This is a genomic window from Vreelandella hamiltonii (assembly GCF_014651795.1).
GTDB classification, from domain to species: Bacteria; Pseudomonadota; Gammaproteobacteria; order Pseudomonadales; family Halomonadaceae; genus Vreelandella; species Vreelandella hamiltonii.
This window is the reverse complement of record NZ_BMXO01000001.1, coordinates 155,903-171,001: the sequence shown is the minus strand read 5'-3', so window position 1 is coordinate 171,001 and position 15,099 is coordinate 155,903. Positions and strand designations below refer to the sequence as shown.

Annotated in this window: 16 protein-coding genes; 6 read left to right on the top strand and 10 right to left on the bottom strand. The window is 62.3% G+C overall.

All coding sequences use genetic code 11. The annotated features are described in order from the left end of the window. Positions 1 to 22: 22 nt before the first annotated feature. Together IE061_RS00860 and IE061_RS00855 are read right to left on the bottom strand one after the other, a co-directional pair. Positions 23 to 214 (bottom strand): hypothetical protein, encoded by a 192-nt coding sequence (locus tag IE061_RS00860; RefSeq protein ID WP_016914514.1) that lies wholly within the window; start codon positions 212 to 214, stop codon positions 23 to 25. 60 nt (positions 215 to 274) lie between these two features. After that, the gene (locus IE061_RS00855; RefSeq protein WP_193460704.1) at positions 275 to 1,144 is read right to left on the bottom strand and encodes a D-hexose-6-phosphate mutarotase; all 870 of its coding nucleotides are present in this window, start codon (positions 1,142 to 1,144) and stop codon (positions 275 to 277) included. Between the two features lie 129 nt (positions 1,145 to 1,273). On the opposite strand from IE061_RS00855, the gene IE061_RS00850 reads away from it, so the two are divergent. The 4 genes from IE061_RS00850 (at position 1,274) to IE061_RS00835 (ending at position 6,153) form a co-directional block, all read left to right on the top strand. After that, the gene (locus tag IE061_RS00850) at positions 1,274 to 1,516 is read left to right on the top strand and encodes a GlsB/YeaQ/YmgE family stress response membrane protein (protein ID WP_009098790.1); all 243 of its coding nucleotides are present in this window, start codon (positions 1,274 to 1,276) and stop codon (positions 1,514 to 1,516) included. Positions 1,517 to 1,688: 172 nt separating this feature from the next. Then, positions 1,689 to 4,154 (top strand): DUF1266 domain-containing protein, encoded by a 2,466-nt coding sequence (locus IE061_RS00845; RefSeq protein ID WP_193460703.1) that lies wholly within the window; start codon positions 1,689 to 1,691, stop codon positions 4,152 to 4,154. Between the two features lie 211 nt (positions 4,155 to 4,365). After that, positions 4,366 to 4,908, top strand: a complete 543-nt coding sequence (locus IE061_RS00840; RefSeq protein ID WP_039176298.1) for a C40 family peptidase — start codon at positions 4,366 to 4,368, stop codon at positions 4,906 to 4,908. A gap of 54 nt (positions 4,909 to 4,962) precedes the next feature. After that, positions 4,963 to 6,153 (top strand): MFS transporter, encoded by a 1,191-nt coding sequence (locus IE061_RS00835; protein ID WP_039176294.1) that lies wholly within the window; start codon positions 4,963 to 4,965, stop codon positions 6,151 to 6,153. On the opposite strand, the gene IE061_RS00830 is transcribed toward IE061_RS00835, so the two are convergent. Genes IE061_RS00830 through IE061_RS00810 form a run of 5 tightly spaced genes read right to left on the bottom strand, consistent with a single transcriptional unit; the run spans position 6,150 to position 10,957 of the window. Beyond that, entirely contained in the window at positions 6,150 to 6,764 is a 615-nt protein-coding gene (locus tag IE061_RS00830; RefSeq protein ID WP_193460702.1) for an ATP-binding cassette domain-containing protein, read from the bottom strand. The genes IE061_RS00835 and IE061_RS00830 overlap by 4 nt on opposite strands. Further along, entirely contained in the window at positions 6,757 to 7,578 is an 822-nt protein-coding gene (locus IE061_RS00825; protein WP_193460701.1) for an ATP-binding cassette domain-containing protein, read from the bottom strand. Before IE061_RS00825 ends, IE061_RS00830 begins: the two co-directional genes overlap by 8 nt. A 33-nt stretch (positions 7,579 to 7,611) precedes the next feature. Then, positions 7,612 to 8,409, bottom strand: a complete 798-nt coding sequence (locus IE061_RS00820) for an ABC transporter permease (RefSeq protein WP_193460700.1) — start codon at positions 8,407 to 8,409, stop codon at positions 7,612 to 7,614. Continuing rightward, positions 8,406 to 9,401, bottom strand: coding sequence for an ABC transporter permease (locus IE061_RS00815; RefSeq protein ID WP_096922587.1), 996 nt, complete (start codon positions 9,399 to 9,401; stop codon positions 8,406 to 8,408). The genes IE061_RS00820 and IE061_RS00815 overlap by 4 nt, the downstream gene beginning before the upstream one ends. Further along, complete coding sequence (locus IE061_RS00810) at positions 9,380 to 10,957, bottom strand: ABC transporter substrate-binding protein (RefSeq protein ID WP_193460699.1); 1,578 nt, start codon at positions 10,955 to 10,957, stop codon at positions 9,380 to 9,382. Before IE061_RS00810 ends, IE061_RS00815 begins: the two co-directional genes overlap by 22 nt. 106 nt (positions 10,958 to 11,063) lie before the next feature. Between IE061_RS00810 and nikR the strand changes: the two genes are divergently transcribed. Continuing rightward, the gene (gene nikR / locus IE061_RS00805; protein ID WP_016914504.1) at positions 11,064 to 11,465 is read left to right on the top strand and encodes a nickel-responsive transcriptional regulator NikR; all 402 of its coding nucleotides are present in this window, start codon (positions 11,064 to 11,066) and stop codon (positions 11,463 to 11,465) included. Between the two features lie 63 nt (positions 11,466 to 11,528). Here the strand turns inward: nikR and IE061_RS00800 are convergent, their stop codons facing one another. Beyond that, a complete protein-coding gene (locus IE061_RS00800) occupies positions 11,529 to 12,011 on the bottom strand; it encodes an FKBP-type peptidyl-prolyl cis-trans isomerase (protein WP_081195595.1) in 483 nt (160 codons plus the stop codon). A gap of 178 nt (positions 12,012 to 12,189) precedes the next feature. On the opposite strand from IE061_RS00800, the gene IE061_RS00795 reads away from it, so the two are divergent. Beyond that, positions 12,190 to 12,471, top strand: coding sequence for a hypothetical protein (locus tag IE061_RS00795; RefSeq protein ID WP_039176271.1), 282 nt, complete (start codon positions 12,190 to 12,192; stop codon positions 12,469 to 12,471). Between the two features lie 174 nt (positions 12,472 to 12,645). Here IE061_RS00795 and IE061_RS00790 read toward each other — a convergent pair whose 3' ends face one another. Both IE061_RS00790 and IE061_RS00785 read right to left on the bottom strand, forming a co-directional pair. Beyond that, complete coding sequence (locus IE061_RS00790) at positions 12,646 to 13,113, bottom strand: outer membrane lipoprotein (RefSeq protein WP_039176269.1); 468 nt, start codon at positions 13,111 to 13,113, stop codon at positions 12,646 to 12,648. A 259-nt stretch (positions 13,114 to 13,372) separates the two neighbouring features. Next, entirely contained in the window at positions 13,373 to 14,971 is a 1,599-nt protein-coding gene (locus tag IE061_RS00785) for an isocitrate lyase (RefSeq protein ID WP_193460698.1), read from the bottom strand. Between the last annotated feature and the right edge of the window lie 128 nt (positions 14,972 to 15,099).

Genomic DNA, 15,099 nt, shown 5'->3' with positions numbered 1-15,099 from the left:
TGGGAAGCATGGCAGGGCGGCATCAGTAGCGTAGCATCAGCGTCAGCTGATAGAACATCGGCATCGTGGCAATCTGAAAGCCGATGACGGCAATCACATAGCCTGGCCACTTGCGCGACATTTTTTGTGCCAGCGTCAGCCCCACGATACACACCACCATACCCACAAGATTGAACGCGATGGTCGCGGCCTCAAGCATATCTTGAGGGTTCATAGTAGCTCCTTACTCGATGGCAGACAGGCCTACCTTACCAAGGGCTGGATGAATCCAGCATTAACCGCGACTTAATGTCGTACCCAGCAGGTGCTGGGCGCCGGGCACCAGCCATACGGGGTCCAGGCGCGTATTGGCCGCCTCTACGCAGACGAAATGGCGGCCTGCCTCGGCGGGGGTGTCGCTGGGCAGGTCGCTGTCGGGATGCCATACCACCGTCGAGTCGCTGGTCTGCTTGGCGATGCGCAGGGTGCGTACACCGTCGTTGAGCAGGACGGCTTCGTTGGTGTGGTAGATGCGGTCGACGGCGCCCCGGATGGCCAGCGTGCCTTGCTGCTGTGCTTCGCTGAAGTCGCGCAGCTTGTCCAGGTAGCGGGCGCCGGAAAGCCCTTCCAGGCGGCACTGATGCACGTCATCGACAGCCAGGTAGGTATGCAGGGCGCCGCTGGTCTTGACCGGCGCCTCGCCGATGTTTTCGGTAATCAGCTCGACATTGAGGCGCTGGGCGTTGGCTTGAACCACCAGCCGAGCGGTCAGTTGGCTGTGCAGGGGCTGGGTGGGTGACATGTGCACCTCGATGCCTTCCGCATGATCGTCCACAGCGTCGAGGCGCCACAGGGCGTGGCGAGCCAGACCGTGGAAGGGGCCGTTGCGCTCGGGGCTTTCGTCGGCATAACGCTCGTCGGCAAACCAGGGCCAGCACAGTGGGATGCCGCCACGAATCGTTCCCGGCATCGCCTGGGGCGTGGGCGTCACCCATAGCCAGGCCTGCTCGTTGCGCGGTTGAAAGTGCAGCACCTGGGCACCCTGCAGGCTGATCACCATGCTGCCCCAGTCCATGTTGAACAGCGCGACGTCGCGCCCTTGCCAGGTAGCCGGTTGGTGGCCATCGACATCGGCAAGCAGCTGTGTGAGGGAGTCGGGAATCATGGGAAGTCCTTGTAAGAAGGCCTTGTGAGTAAAGGCAACAAATGGGCAGCACCCTGGCGCTGTATGCTATGGTAGAACAACCATAGGCGAAAGTTAAAACCCCAGGCTAGGTAAAACCAAGGAGGATGTATGGGCTTTATTGCGTGGTTGATCATTGGTGGTTTGGCTGGCTGGATTGCTGGCAACATCATGCGCGGCGGCGGTTTTGGCGTGCTGGGCAATATCGGGGTAGGTATCATTGGTGCCTTGGTCGGGGGCTTCTTGTTCAGTCTTCTGGGCCTTCAGGCGGGCGGTTTCATTGGTTCTCTGGTGACGGCGACCGTGGGGGCCGTGGTGTTGTTGTGGGTCATCAGTAAAGTCAAAAGCGCTTAGCGCTTCTCTCGGCTGTTCCCTACGCTGCCCGGCCCTTGTGCCGGGCAGCGTTGTTTTGTGCGCGGGCTATCGGTCTTGGCGTTAGTTTCCGTTACACTATGGCGCTTTTGGCAGCCCTGCCTCCGCGCGGTATTGCTTTCATGGATCGCTTTCTGTTTCTTCGAGGTGTCTTTTGGCCGATGCACTAAATGCCTGGTGGGCTCAACAGCTGGTGCTGTGTGATTGGGCTTTCACACCGCACCCCTTGGCGGTAGATGCAGTGGCGGCCGAACAGCGCCTGCTGCAGCTGGGCATCACGGACCGCGGGACGTTGGCGGATCAGCTGTTTTTTGCACTGGGCGCGCCTGCCGGACACGCAGACCGACTGCTGAGCGCCCTCGAGTGGGCCGCATTGGGTGGTGCCGCTGGCTGGCTGGTACCGGATCAGGCTCAGCGCTGGGCGCATCACGTGGCGCGGCGTATCACCACGGATTACAGCGACCTGCGCGGCTGGCTGGCCGACCTGCGCCGGGCCATGGGTGCCAAGGGCTGGGAAACCGGTGCCGATGACCGATTCATCGACGCCTGCCAGGCGCTGGCCGACCTTGAAAGCGACGGTGAGGGCATCACCTGGCCTGCGCTGGAGGCGGCTTTGGCTAAGTTGCCGCCGCCCGCCTCGCTGTGGCCCGATGCGCCGGAGGCGCGGCCCTGGCGGCTGGGAGCCCTGTTCCGGCCGGTGATGTGCTATCCCGCCAGCGCCGCCGACTGGCCCGAGGCCCGCGCCTGGATGGAGCGTGTCTGGCAGGTCTACGACCGCGAGCAACTGCTCGAAGTGATGCTATGGCTGAGCGCTCAGGGCGAGCGTCAGCGCTGGGACATCGAGGCCCGAGAGCTGTTGAGCATGGATCATGCCCAGCGTCAGGAGTGGCAGCGCGGTGTCGAGCAGGAGTCTGCCCATGCGCCCGTATTGACCACCTTCGTACATCAGGGGGAGCCCCTGGAGTGGGCGGCCTGGGACTGGCTTCGGCTGGTCGAACTGGCCTGGGCGGGCGTTTGCAGCGGCTGGCTGAGCCAAGCCGAAGCAGACGATCTGGCGGCCCATGCGGCTGACCTGATTGGCCGTCGTTACCATGACTGGCATGCCATGCTGAAGGCTTACCTGCGTGGTCTGAGCCTGTTCGAGGGTGTCGATCGCCGGGGCATGACGCCTTCGCTACGCCACAAGCTGTTGATGCACGCCCCGTTCAGCCCATGGAAACAGGCGCCCAGCGCCCTGCTGGACGATGCCACCCGCGACGCTTCACGTCAGCGCATCCGCAGCTGGCGCAATACCCCTCATCATTGGCTGCTGGCGCTGGCAGGGGTGCGTGAACCCGATGTAATGCTGCGCCAACTGAACCCTGCGGCACCGATCAGCGAGCAGCGCCGCACCGACGCAGCGGTGTATCTGCAAGAGTCGTTGGGGCTGCATGCCGACGAAGGGCATCAAGTGCTGGCGCGCTACTGGTTGCCCGCTCAGGCACACCACCTGAATCAGCTGGCGGCAGATGCCGTCCATGGGGTGATGCCGCCTTCGCAGACCCATTTCGGCCAGCCTACCCCCGACGAGCTGAAGCAGCGCAATGCGGTGAAAGGCGTCAGCCGCCACGCCGCCACCATTCACATGGCCGAGAAGTTCGCGTTCTATCTCCACATGGCGCTGGACAGTGGGCTGTTCGAGCGCGAACCGCTCATGGAGCATGCCAGTGCATTGCGCAGCTGCCTGTGCCGTTTCTATGCCTCGCCCAAGCGCTTGCTGGACGCATGGTTTGCCTGGGAAAGCTGCCTGCCGGAGCCCGAGCACGACTCCTTGATCAGTGAAATTGCCTGGCACCTGGAGGATCCCGGTAGCCTGTTTCACTGGCTGAACTGGCAGCCAGACGCCTGGTGCGAGCCGGGTGAGCGGCCTACGCTGAGCCACTTTACGGCGATGTCTCTGGTGGGGCCATTGAATAGCGCCGTATGGAGCGAGCCGCAGCTGGAGAGCCCGCGCGAGTGTGCGGATATTCGCGAGTGGGTCGAAAGCCACTACCACCTGACCAGCGCCGACGACATGCAAGAGTTCCTCAGCTTCATGCTGGAAGCCGGTGACCGTCAGGAGTACCAGATCAATTACGCGCCCTACACGTTGAACCCGGAGCGGCTGGCGGCAGAAATCGCCATTCTCGAATCGGGCGACTGCGGCGAAGAGGAGCGCCACCACCTGCTACGGTTGCGGCGAGTGAGTGCCAACGAGGACGGGTGTAACGACGTCGACATGGCCGCGTGGGATATTGCTCAGCTCGTGGATCTGGCCATCGCTGCCCGGCAGTTGGGCTGGCTGGACAAGCAGGCCTTTGCCGACGTGCTGGACCGCGCCTATCAGCTGGCCGCAGACCATTATGCCGGTTGGCAAGAGTATGCGGCGGGGATGTACGCCGGGTTCTCGTTCTTCATGGGGGAAACTCCCGAGCGTGAGAGCTTTCTGGCGGGCTTTCGGCAAGCGCTGGTGGCCTGGCTATGCGGCGCCCCCATTCTGGCGGGGCCTTGGGCCAGCCTGGATTTTCCGGGCAACAAACCGCGCCATTTTGCGCCGCTGCATATCGATACGTTGCCGGGAGATCAACGTATTTTGCATTGAGACTCGCCAAGCATAGGAGAACTGGCTTATAGTCCAGGCTTTGTGTAAATGAGTTTTCTCATGCTCGGCCCACTTTTTCTTATACATTTGTCACGAGGTTAATCGCATGGTTGCGTTGCCACACCCCGCTGTGACCGCTGTCCGTGTTGTAAGTGTTTGTGTTTTCGTAGCGTTGTTGGCTGGTTGTGCAGGCTCCGGCACACGGCAGAACATGGAGCCCCCCGAGGATTACTTCTCGATGGTGCTGCCAGGCATGGGCGGCGCCACGCCGCAAATGTCGCCAGCCGATCCGATCATGGCGCAATTGCGCAGCATGCAGACCCCACCACCTACGGTGATTCGCCAAGCCCTCCTCGAACAGCACCAGCGTTGGGCAGGCACTCCCTACCGAGTCGGGGGAACCACCGAAAGGGGTATCGACTGCTCCGCACTGGTTAGACATGTTTTCCGCGATACGTTCAATATGGAGCTTCCTCGCTCCACCCAAGATCAGGTGCATGAGGGACGCTCGATCGACCGCCAAGAGCTGCAGGCGGGCGATCTGGTCTTCTTCCGCCCCCCAGGACGCTACAACCATGTCGGGATCTACGTCGGTGACGGCTACTTCTTGCATGCTTCCACCTCGCAAGGGGTGATCATCTCGAGCCTGGATAACAGCTATTGGCAGCGCTACTACTGGCAGTCACGCCGAGCGCTGGAACCGACCAATCTTGCTCAGCTGAATGGTCGTTTCGAACAATCCTATCTTCCGTAGCCTTGGGCCCCTTGTATATCGGGGGCCGTCGCGCCAATTGACCATGGACATGGCATGATTGAAGCGAAAACGCGCGCCTGGTGGCGCGCGACGGCAGCACTCTGCCTCGGCTCTTTTCTGGTATTCATCAACCTGTATGCCCCGCAGCCGTTGCTGCCCGAGTTGAAAGAGGCATACGGCGTTTCTACCCTGGGCATCAGCCTGCTGATGTCGGCTTCCACCTTGTCGTTGGCACTGGCGCTGCTGGTCTTTGGGCCGCTTTCCGATGCCATTGGCCGTGAAGCGATCATGCGCTTCACGCTGCTGTTGGCGGGTGGCCTGTCCCTGGCGCTGGCCTTCGCGCCCACCTTTGAAAGTCTGCTGCTGTTGCGCTTGCTGCAGGGCTTCGTGCTGGGCGGGCTGCCCGCCGTGGCCATTGCCTGGATGGGCGATGAGTTCGACAAGCCCGCCCTGCTGAGCGCCGTGGGGCTCTATATCGGGGCCAATTCGCTGGGGGGGATCAGCGGCCGTATCGTTGGCGGGGGAGCGTCGGCAGTGGGTGGCCCAGGCGCTGCGTTTCTGGCCGTGGGCGCCATGACGATCATCGGCTGCGTGCTGTTCTGGCGGCTGCTGCCCAACAGCCGGGCCTTCCAGCCCAAGCGGTTCGAACTACGCCAGGCGCTGAGTGATCTGGCAGGCCACCTGCGTACGCCCGTACTGCTGGCGGCTTACTGTCTGGGCGGCATCAATTTTCTCATTTTTATCAATCAGTACAGCTACATCACTTTTCGCTTGGCAGAGGCGCCTTATCATTTGGCGGCCAGCGGGTTGGGGCTGATCTTCCTCACTTACCTGGGCGGCACCCTGGGTTCGACGGTCTCCGGCAAACTGGCCGGACGTTTTTCTCCCGCCAGCTGTATTGGCATGGGCATCGTCATCCTGATGCTGGGGACGGCCATTACCTTGGCGGAGTCGCTGGTGGGGATTCTGGTGGGATTGACCATCAATGCGTTTGGCTTCTTTCTGGCGCACTCGCTGGCTTCCAGCTGGGTGGGGCGCTACGCCCAGGGCGCCAGGGGCAGTGCGTCGGCGCTGTATCTGGTGTTTTACTACCTTGGAGCGAGTATCGGGGGCTTCTGGCTGGAGCCGTTCTGGCGTTGGGCGCAGTGGCAGGGGGTGGCCGTAGGGTCCTGGCTACTGCTGGCCGTGACCTTGATGATTGCGCTGGGTATGCGGCGCGTCGAGCGTCGTCTGGCCAGCGCTTAGCGGCTCCTTAGCTGCCCATCCGCCAGGTGCAGGTGCCGGGTACAAAGCCGGTTCAATAGCGCCGTGTCGTGGCTGATGACCAGCACGCCCAGCGCCTGGCGTTCGGCGTGGGCCTTCACGGCTTGCCACAGGCTGAGTTGGGTCAGTGGATCCAGCATCGTCGAAATCTCATCGGCGATCAGATAGCGCACACCCGGGGCCAGGGCGCGTAGCACGCACACCCGCTGCAGCTCGCCCCCGGACAGCTCGCCCGGAAAACGCTTCAGCCACGCGGGCTGAATACCGAACGCTTCCCTCAGCGCCTCTGGCGGTGTCCAGGCCTCTTCCAACAGTCGTGCCACCCGCCAGCGCGGATTGACCGCCCGTTCCGGCGATTGAGGCAGCCACTGCACGGGGCGCAGGCCTCGTGATGGCAAGGGCACTCCGTCGATGTGCAAAAAGCCGTGGCGTGGTGCCCAGTGGCCCGCCAGCACTCTGCCCAGCGTCGACTTGCCTGCCCCGGAAGCACCGCTCAAACCGACCCACTCGCCCCGTGCCAGCGCCATCGACAGTGCCTGGAACAGCGGTGGCTCGCGGCCAAACCCGAAGGTGAGCTGGTGGGCTTCAAGCAAGGCTGGGCTCCTGAACATGAGGCTGGATGGGTAAGGTGCCGAAGGTGTTGTCGGGCAGCGCTTGCCACAGTGCTTTGGCATAGGCGCTGTGCAACTGCTCCCCTTGGCCATGAAAGGCCCGGGCCGAGGTCGTTTCCACGGCGCGTCCCTGGCGCATGATGGTCACCCGGTGGGCAATGGGCAAGGCATGGCGCAGGTCATGGGTGATCAGCAGGACAGCTTTGCCCTCTTTGGCCAGTGCCTGCAGGGTAGCCAGCACGCGGTCTCGCTGGGCCGGGTCCAGCCCGACGCTGGGCTCGTCGGCAATCACCACGCGGGCATGGCCGGCCTGGGCCATGGCCACCAGCACCCGCCTGGCCATGCCGCCGGAAAGCTCATGGGGGTAGCGCCGCGCTGCATGGGCGAGCTGGTAGTGCTGCAACAGGTCGTGGCTGCGTGCTTGAGCGCTGACGCGGGAAAGGCCTGCGCGGCGAGCAGCCCAGCGTATCTGGTGCTGGCTGCGTGCCAAGGGGTCCAGGGCGTTCAGGGTCTGTGGAATCAGCGCCAGTTCACGGCCACGCAGCTGGTGCTGGCGCTCGGGCGTCAAGAGGTTGCCCTGGAAGGTCAGGGTGCCGTGCTGCCGTGCTGCGGGCGGCAGCAGCCCCAGCAGGGCGTGGGCCAGCAGGCTTTTGCCGGACCCGGACGCGCCGACCAGGGCGTGTACTTCACCCGCCTGAATGTTCAGCGAAAGCGACTCGATCACGGGTGACCACTCGCGCTTCCACCAGCGGGGGTAGTGGGGCAGGCTCAGGCTCCAGTCGGTGATCTCCAGCATGTTTGGCTCCCTTGATGGTTGAAAACGCTGGCCTTACAGGGCCTGGCGCAGCTGTGTGGCCAGCCGCTGGATGGCCAGCACCATCAGCAGCAGCCCTAGCCCGGGAAACACGCCCAGCCACCAATAGCCGCCGCTGAGATAGCGCATGGCGTCGGCCAGCAGTACGCCGATGGCGGGCTGGTTGGGGTCCAGACCGACGCCGAGAAAGGTCAGAGCCGCTTCGTGCAGAATGGCGTGGGGAAACAGCAGTAACGCACCCACCACGCAGTGGGGCCAGAGATGGGGCACGAAGTGGCGGGCGACGATGTACCCCGGCCCTTTGCCAAAGCCTTTCGAGAGCGCCACGTACTCGGCCTCGCGCAGGCTGAACAGCTCGGCGCGAAACACTCGCGCCAGGCTAGGCCAGTGGGTAATGGCCACGGCGATGATCACGGCTTGGGTGCCCCCGCCCAACGCAAAGGCAATGAGCAGCAGTAAAATGAGGTGGGGCACGCTGAGCAGCGTATCGATCAGCAGCGACACCAGCGCATCCAGGGTGTTCGATAGCGCCGCCAGGCTGGCCAGCAGCAGGGCGATGGCCGTGCCCAGCAGGGCCGCGCTCAAACCGACCCAAAAACTCAGCGCCAGCCCCGCCAGGGTTCGCGCCCATAGCTCACGGCCCAAGGCATCGGTGCCGAACCAGTGGAGCAGGCTGGGCGGCTGTAAACGTACCTCGAACTGCATCTGCTGGGGGCTGTCACCCAGCCACAAACGGCTGCTCAGCAGCAGCATCAGCAGGACACTGAAGAGCACCAGGTAAACGGCGGCGGCCAGGCGTGGCTGTGTGTTCATGGGCTGTGTGCCAGACGGATGCGCGGGTCGGTGACCCGTGCCAGGGCATCGGCGGTCAGGTTGCCGATACTCACGAACAGCGCGGTGAACAGGGCGATGGCCAGCAGCAGGGGAACATCGCTGCGCAGTCCCGCCGCCACGGTGGCCTGGCCCAGCCCCGGGTAGGCGAAGACCTGCTCCACGAGAATGGAGCCGCCAAACAGCTCGCCCAGCGAGGCAAAGGCCAGGGTGATGGCCGGGAGGCTGGCGTGGCGCAGCCCGTGCCGCCAGGCGATATCGGTGCGGCTAGCGCCCTGGGCAAAGGCGTGTAGCGCCGTGTCGGAGCGCATGAAGGCCACCATTCTGGCGCGGGTGTGCAGGGTGATGGTGGCCATGCTCAATAGCGCCAGGGTCGTCACCGGCAGCACCAGGTGGTGCAGACGAGTGGCGAACGTGACATCGCGGCTGACCACCCCCGTGGGGCCTGCGCAGCAGGTGGGGGTCCAGCCCAAGGTCACCGAAAACAGCAGCAGTGCCAGAATGGCCAGCCAGAAAGTGGGCGTCGAGGCGGTCACGAAGGCGTAACCGCTGATCAAGCGGTCGAGCAGCGAGCCTTCCCGGCTGCCTGCCACGATACCCAATGCCACGCCCAGCACCAGTGACAGCAGCCAGGCACTGAACAGCAGCCAGAACGAGCGCTGAAAGCGCAGGCTGATGACGTCACCTACTGGCTGTTGGTATACATGGCTCCAGCCCAGCTCGCCGCTGGCCAGTTGACGCAGCCACTGGCCGAACTGCACGGCTGCCGGTTCATCGAAGCCCCATTGTGCGGCGATCAGGGCACGCTGCTCGGGGCTTACCTGGGCCATCTGCGGGCCCAGGTAGGCGTCGATGGGGTCGATGGGCGAGAGCATCATCAGGCCGAAGGCGAGACCGGCCACGCACAGCATGACCAGCCCCAGCCGCAGGCTTCTCAATAGCAGCCAGCGGGCTAGTGGCACGTCCAGCGCCACTCGAGCAGGTTGGCGGTAATCGGCCAGCCGTGTCCATGGGGGGCCACGCCCAGCTCGCCAACGTCCAGACACGGGTCAGTGGCATAGACATGGGTCAGGTTGACCATCCAGGCCCAGCTGGCATCGCCCTGCAGGCCATAGCCGGTGCTGCCATCCCACTGGGCTGCTTGCCAGTGTGGGTTGGCTTCTTCGGCGCTGGCGGCGGCCTGGGCGGCCTCCAGGTGCTGGTCGACGCGCTCATTGGTGTAAAAGCCGCTGTTGTAGAAGCCAAACCCGGCGTGTTCGCTGTGGAAGAGATAGTAGATCTCTTGCGGGCTATGGCTGCCAAAGCCAAACACGATGGCATCCTGGTGCAGGGCTTCCCGCTGAATTTCATCCCAATGGCGGCCGGTGGGCTGCATCTCGATGCCCAGCGGGCGCACCATCTCCGTGCTGATTTGCGCGAGCTGCTGGCGAGTCGTATCACTGACCGGGTAGGTGAGCCGGAAGCGAGCAGGCTGCCCTTCCTTGTAGCGCAGGCCATCGTCTGCGCGCAGCCAGCCTGCTTCCTCCAGCAGCGCATTGGCCTGCTCCAGGTCGAAATCGATGGTTTCCTCGGGGTGCCCCCAGGGCAGGCCATCGGCAGGGCCATACGCCGGGCGGCCAAACCCGTTCAGGGCCACGTCCACCAGCGTGTCGCGAGATAGCGCCAGGTTGATGGCCTGGCGAATGGCCGGGTCGGACGTGACATCGTTGCCAATCGGGGCACCGTTGGCCGCGCGCTCCCCGCTGTCGGGCTGCATGGGAAACAGAATCCCGCGATTATCGACGCTCTCCATCAGCACCCGCTGCATCTGGCCCGGCATGGTGCTGGCCAGCGCCTGGGGAATGACGGCCAGGTCGAGCTGACCTGCCTGGGCAGCGCTTAGCGTGCCTGCCTCATCGGTAAACAGAAATACCAGGCGCTCGAAGGCCGGAGCGGGGCCGTAAAAATAGGGGTTACGCTCGACGATCAGCTGCTCACCTTCCTGCCACTCCACCATGCGGTAGGGGCCAGAACCCAGCGGCTGGCGGCCGTAACCCGCATGATGGCCATTTTCCCGCTCGGCATCAGGTACAATGCCCAGGGTCATCAGCTGGTCGATGAAGGTGATGCGAGGGGATTTCAGGGTAAGCGTGACGGTGTGGTCATTCACGGCGTCGGCATGTGCCAGCGCGCTGAGGTCGGCTCGGCCCCCCGCCGTGGCGGCGGCATTGAAGGTATATGCCACATCCCGAGCGGTGAGCGGCGTGTCATCGGCAAACCGCACGTCCTCGCGCAGATGCAGTGTCCAGGTCAACTGGTCGTCCGACAGGGACCATTCGGTGGCCAACCCCGCTTGAGGGGTAAAATCCTGGCCACGGGTGAGCAGCGTGGACTGAAACAGCGGGCTACCGTATTGCCCCCAGCCCAGCAGCGGGTCGAAGCCCTGGTCTGGCTCGCCGCCGATGGCAAGCACCAACTGCTCTTTGGCCAGCGCGGGAGCGCTGAGCGCCAGGCATGTGCTGGCAATGGTCAGTAGTATCGAACGACGCATGGAGCACCCTGTGATGAATGAGTATGATGTTTTTACAATAACATCATACTTATCCGGCGGGTAGTCAACAGGCCCATTCTACGCTCGGGTGAGCAAAGGAGAACGTATGCAACGTATTACCGTGACGCTGGATGAAGAGCTGCTGCGCGAGGTGGATGCCTTGATGCAGCAGCGTGGCTATCAGAACCGTTCCGAGGCCATTCGAGACCTGACCCGCAGCGGGTTGACTCAGGCCAAGGAAGAGGTCGCGCCGGATGCCCCGTGCATGGGGGCTTTGGTATATGTCTACGACCATGCGGCACGGGAGCTTTCCAAACGGCTGACCCGGCACTCCCACGACCACCACGACCTCACGCTGTCGACGCTGCATGTGCATATCAATCATGACAGCTGCCTGGAAGTGGCGCTGCTCAAAGGGCAGGGGAGTGCCCTGAAGCAGTTTGCCGACGAAGTGACCTCGTCACGCAGCGTACGCCATGGGCAGCTGGTACTGATTCCTGGCGAATAAGGGGCAGGGAAACGGCCACAAAAAAGGCGGCCCGCAGGCCGCCTGGATGACGATGGCTTACGCTCAGTGGTGAACGCCGCCTTCGCCGTGCACGTGTCCGTGCTGAACTTCTTCTTCGCTTGCTTCACGAACGGTAGCAATCTCAACGTCGAAGTTCAGGTGCTGACCTGCCAGCGGATGGTTGCCATCCACGACGACGGTGTCACCTTCCACTTTCGTGACGGTGACCATCAGCGGACCACCTTGGGTCTGGGCCTGGAACTGCATGCCCGGCTCGATGCTCTCGACGCCCTGGAAGGCATCGCGAGGAACTTCCTGCATCAGCTGCTCCTGAACTTCACCGTAACCCTCGGCAGGGGCTACCTTGACGTTCAGTTTGTCGCCTGCGGCGCGGCCTTCCAGCTCTTTTTCCAGGCCCGGGATGATGTTACCGGCACCGTGGAGGTAGGTAAGCGGCTCACGGCCTTCGGAACTGTCCAGCACTTCACCTGCATCGTTGGTCAGAGTGTAGTGAAACGCGACAACCGAGTTTTGCGCAATTTGCATTGAATAACCTTTCGGTGAGTGCATGTCCCAACATGGTAACGCGTGTGGGCTGGCTTGTCAGGGGGTAAGCCGGGTTTTTAACCCCCACGCCTTTGGCACTATTGCGCCCGGCAGTGACCAGCGATACCCTACCTTTACCCTTTTTCCATAAGCTAACGAAGTGTGATCGGAGCTTGATATGACTGTTTTCCTGATTTGGGTGGTAGCCTTCGTGCTGATCGCCTACTTTGCCAACAAGCGTTGGGACAATGGCTTTAGCCAAGGGCTGGACAAGCTGTTGCCCGGTGTCTTGAAGACCCATGGCGAGAATCGCCACTTGTGGGTAGCGGCCATTGCGATCCTGGGGGCCACCACACTGGTGCGTCCGGTCGATATTCTGCTGGTGGCTCTGCTGCTGGCGTTAATCGGATTCATCGTGTTCAAGCTGGCCAACTGGGCCAGCAACAAGGTGACTCACTAACCCTGCCCAATGGGTGGCATGTGCTGTACCTCGCCACCCGTTGTTCACGAATGGCCTGAAATGGCTTGAAGCAGACATGAAAAAGCCCGTCCACTCTGGTGGACGGGCTTTTTTTTCGAGACCGCACTTTTGCAGGCGCTGGTCAGCCATGACCCGCGCGGGTGCGAGGGGCGATCAGTAGGGGGCAACGCTCAGATTGGCGCCGCTACCAATCAGGCGCACACGCTGGCCAGCCTGGAACTGACGGTCGGCACGTTGAACGACGACCACATCGGTACCGTCGTCACGACGCACTTCCATTTCCAGTGCATTGACGCGGTTGACGCGGTCTTCTGCCGCCGTGCCTGCTACGGCACCGCCCAGCGCGCCTGCCACGGTGGCCAGTTGGCGACCTGTGCCACCGCCCACCTGGTTGCCCAGAATGCCGCCAATCACGGCGCCACCGCCACCGCCCAGCAGGTTGCCGGTACGGCTATCGGCTTGAATCTGTACCGGACGAACGGCCACGATGGTGCCATAGCTGACGCTCTGGCCCGTCTGCGCCTGGTTGCCGCGGTACACATCGCCCGAGTAGGTGGATGTGTTGGCACAGCCAGCCAGTGTCAGGATGCTCAACGCTGCAACGGGTAGTAAACGTTTCATTCAAACCTCCAGTAAGAATCAGCCCATATGGCTGTGAACGTCCGCAGATCAATGCGTGCGTATCATTATAGAACGGCGTTCGCTAAAAGATAACCAAAGCGTACGCTTTTGACCAGCCGTTTGGAAAAAAGGTCACAAAGTAGAGTGTAGACAGGCATTAAGAAAGCAGTGTGCAAAAAATCGACAGGCCATGAAGCACGCCGCAAAAAACACCACGGGGAGCCGTGGCTCCCCGTGGTGTGTTGCAGTGGCTGTGTGTTTAGCCAAACTGGTTCATGGTGTTGTCCTTGCCGCCAGCTTTCAGCGCAGCCTCACCATGGAAGAACTCCTTGTGATCGTCGCCGATGTTGGAGCCTGCCATGTCCTGGTGCTTGACCGTGGCGATCCCCTGGCGAATTTCCTGACGCTGAACGCCTGCCACGTAGGCCAGCATGCCTTCGTCGCCGAAGTAGCCCTTGGCCAGGTTGTCGGTAGACAGCGCCGCCGTGTGGTAGGTGGGCAGGGTGATCAGATGGTGGAAGATACCCGCTTCGCGCGCCCCGTCACGCTGGAAGTTGCGCGTCCACTCATCGGCCAGCTGCCCCAGCTCGGTGTTGTCGTATTCGACGCTCATCAGCTTGTCGCGCTGGTAGGCCGATACGTCCTTGCCCTCTTTCTCCCAGGAATCGAAGACCTGCTGGCGGAAGTTCAGCGTCCAGTTGAAGGAGGGCGAGTTGTTGTACACCAGCTTGGCGTCCGGCACGACTTCGCGGATGCGGTTCACCATGCTGGCGATCTGGCCCACATGGGGCTTCTCGGTTTCGATCCATAGCAGGTCGGCACCGTTTTGCAGGCTGGTGATACAATCCAGGATCACGCGGTCTTCGCCGGTGCCTGGCTTGAACTGGTAGAGGCCAGAAGCCAAACGCTTGGGCTTGACCAGCTTGCCGTTCTGCTTGATGACCACATCGCCGTTGTTGATGTCCGAGGCGTTCTCGATGACATCGCCATCCAGGAAGCTGTTGTACTGGTCGCCCAGGTCGCCTGGCTCATTGGTGACGGCGATCTTCTGGGTCAAACCAGCGCCCAGCGAGTCGGTACGAGCCACGATGACGCCATCTTCGACGCCCAGCTCCAGAAAGGCGTAACGTACGGCGTTGATCTTGGCCAGGAAGTCTTCATGGGGCACGGTGACCTTGCCATCTTGGTGACCGCACTGCTTCTCGTCGGATACCTGGTTTTCGAGCTGAATGCAGCAGGCGCCCGCCTGGATGAATTTCTTGGCCAGCAGGTACGTGGCTTCGGCGTTACCAAACCCGGCATCGATGTCGGCAATGATCGGCACGATATGGGTTTCGTAGTTGTCGATCTTGCTGATCAGCTCTTTTTCTTTGGCGTTGTCGCCTGCGGCCTTGGCGTCGTCCAGCGCACGGAACAGGTGGTTGAGTTCCCAGGCATCGGCCTGCTTGAGGAAGGTGTAGAGTTCCTCGATCAGGTTGGCCACCGAGGTTTTCTCATGCATGGACTGGTCGGGCAGTGGGCCAAACTCGGAGCGCAGGGCTGCCACCATCCAGCCTGAAAGGTACAGGTAGCGACGCTTGGTGGTGCCAAAATGCTTCTTGATGGAAATCAGCTTCTGCTGGCCGATGAAGCCGTGCCAGCAACCCAGCGATTGGGTGTACTGGGAGGTGTCGGCATCGTAGGCGGCCATGTCGTCACGCATGATCTTGGCGGTGTAACGAGCAATGTCCAGGCCGGTATGGAAGCGGTTCTGGGCACGCATGCGAGCGGCGTATTCAGGTTTGATCGCTGACCACTTGCCGCCTTGGGCTTCGCGCAGTTGGGCCATGGCTTTGATATCGTCGAGCAGTCCTGACATGAGCTGATTCCTCCAGGGTTATCGTCGTTCGCAGGCTAGCTTGTTGTTATGCTGCACCTGCGAGATAGCGTTCAGCATTGTGCAATTTTGCGGCGCTGTCTCTAGGCCAATCGTCTCTCAGTAAAACG

Coding starts and splice junctions, on each gene's coding strand:
- IE061_RS00800 (WP_081195595.1), bottom strand. CDS start 12,011: ATGCAAATTGCGCAAAACTCGGTTGTCGCGTTTCACTACACTCTGACC.
- IE061_RS00835 (WP_039176294.1), top strand. CDS start 4,963: ATGATTGAAGCGAAAACGCGCGCCTGGTGGCGCGCGACGGCAGCACTC.
- IE061_RS00785 (WP_193460698.1), bottom strand. CDS start 14,971: ATGTCAGGACTGCTCGACGATATCAAAGCCATGGCCCAACTGCGCGAA.
- nikR (WP_016914504.1), top strand. CDS start 11,064: ATGCAACGTATTACCGTGACGCTGGATGAAGAGCTGCTGCGCGAGGTG.
- IE061_RS00840 (WP_039176298.1), top strand. CDS start 4,366: ATGGAGCCCCCCGAGGATTACTTCTCGATGGTGCTGCCAGGCATGGGC.
- IE061_RS00820 (WP_193460700.1), bottom strand. CDS start 8,409: ATGAACACACAGCCACGCCTGGCCGCCGCCGTTTACCTGGTGCTCTTC.
- IE061_RS00795 (WP_039176271.1), top strand. CDS start 12,190: ATGACTGTTTTCCTGATTTGGGTGGTAGCCTTCGTGCTGATCGCCTAC.
- IE061_RS00850 (WP_009098790.1), top strand. CDS start 1,274: ATGGGCTTTATTGCGTGGTTGATCATTGGTGGTTTGGCTGGCTGGATT.
- IE061_RS00825 (WP_193460701.1), bottom strand. CDS start 7,578: ATGCTGGAGATCACCGACTGGAGCCTGAGCCTGCCCCACTACCCCCGC.
- IE061_RS00790 (WP_039176269.1), bottom strand. CDS start 13,113: ATGAAACGTTTACTACCCGTTGCAGCGTTGAGCATCCTGACACTGGCT.
- IE061_RS00810 (WP_193460699.1), bottom strand. CDS start 10,957: ATGCGTCGTTCGATACTACTGACCATTGCCAGCACATGCCTGGCGCTC.
- IE061_RS00855 (WP_193460704.1), bottom strand. CDS start 1,144: ATGATTCCCGACTCCCTCACACAGCTGCTTGCCGATGTCGATGGCCAC.
- IE061_RS00860 (WP_016914514.1), bottom strand. CDS start 214: ATGAACCCTCAAGATATGCTTGAGGCCGCGACCATCGCGTTCAATCTT.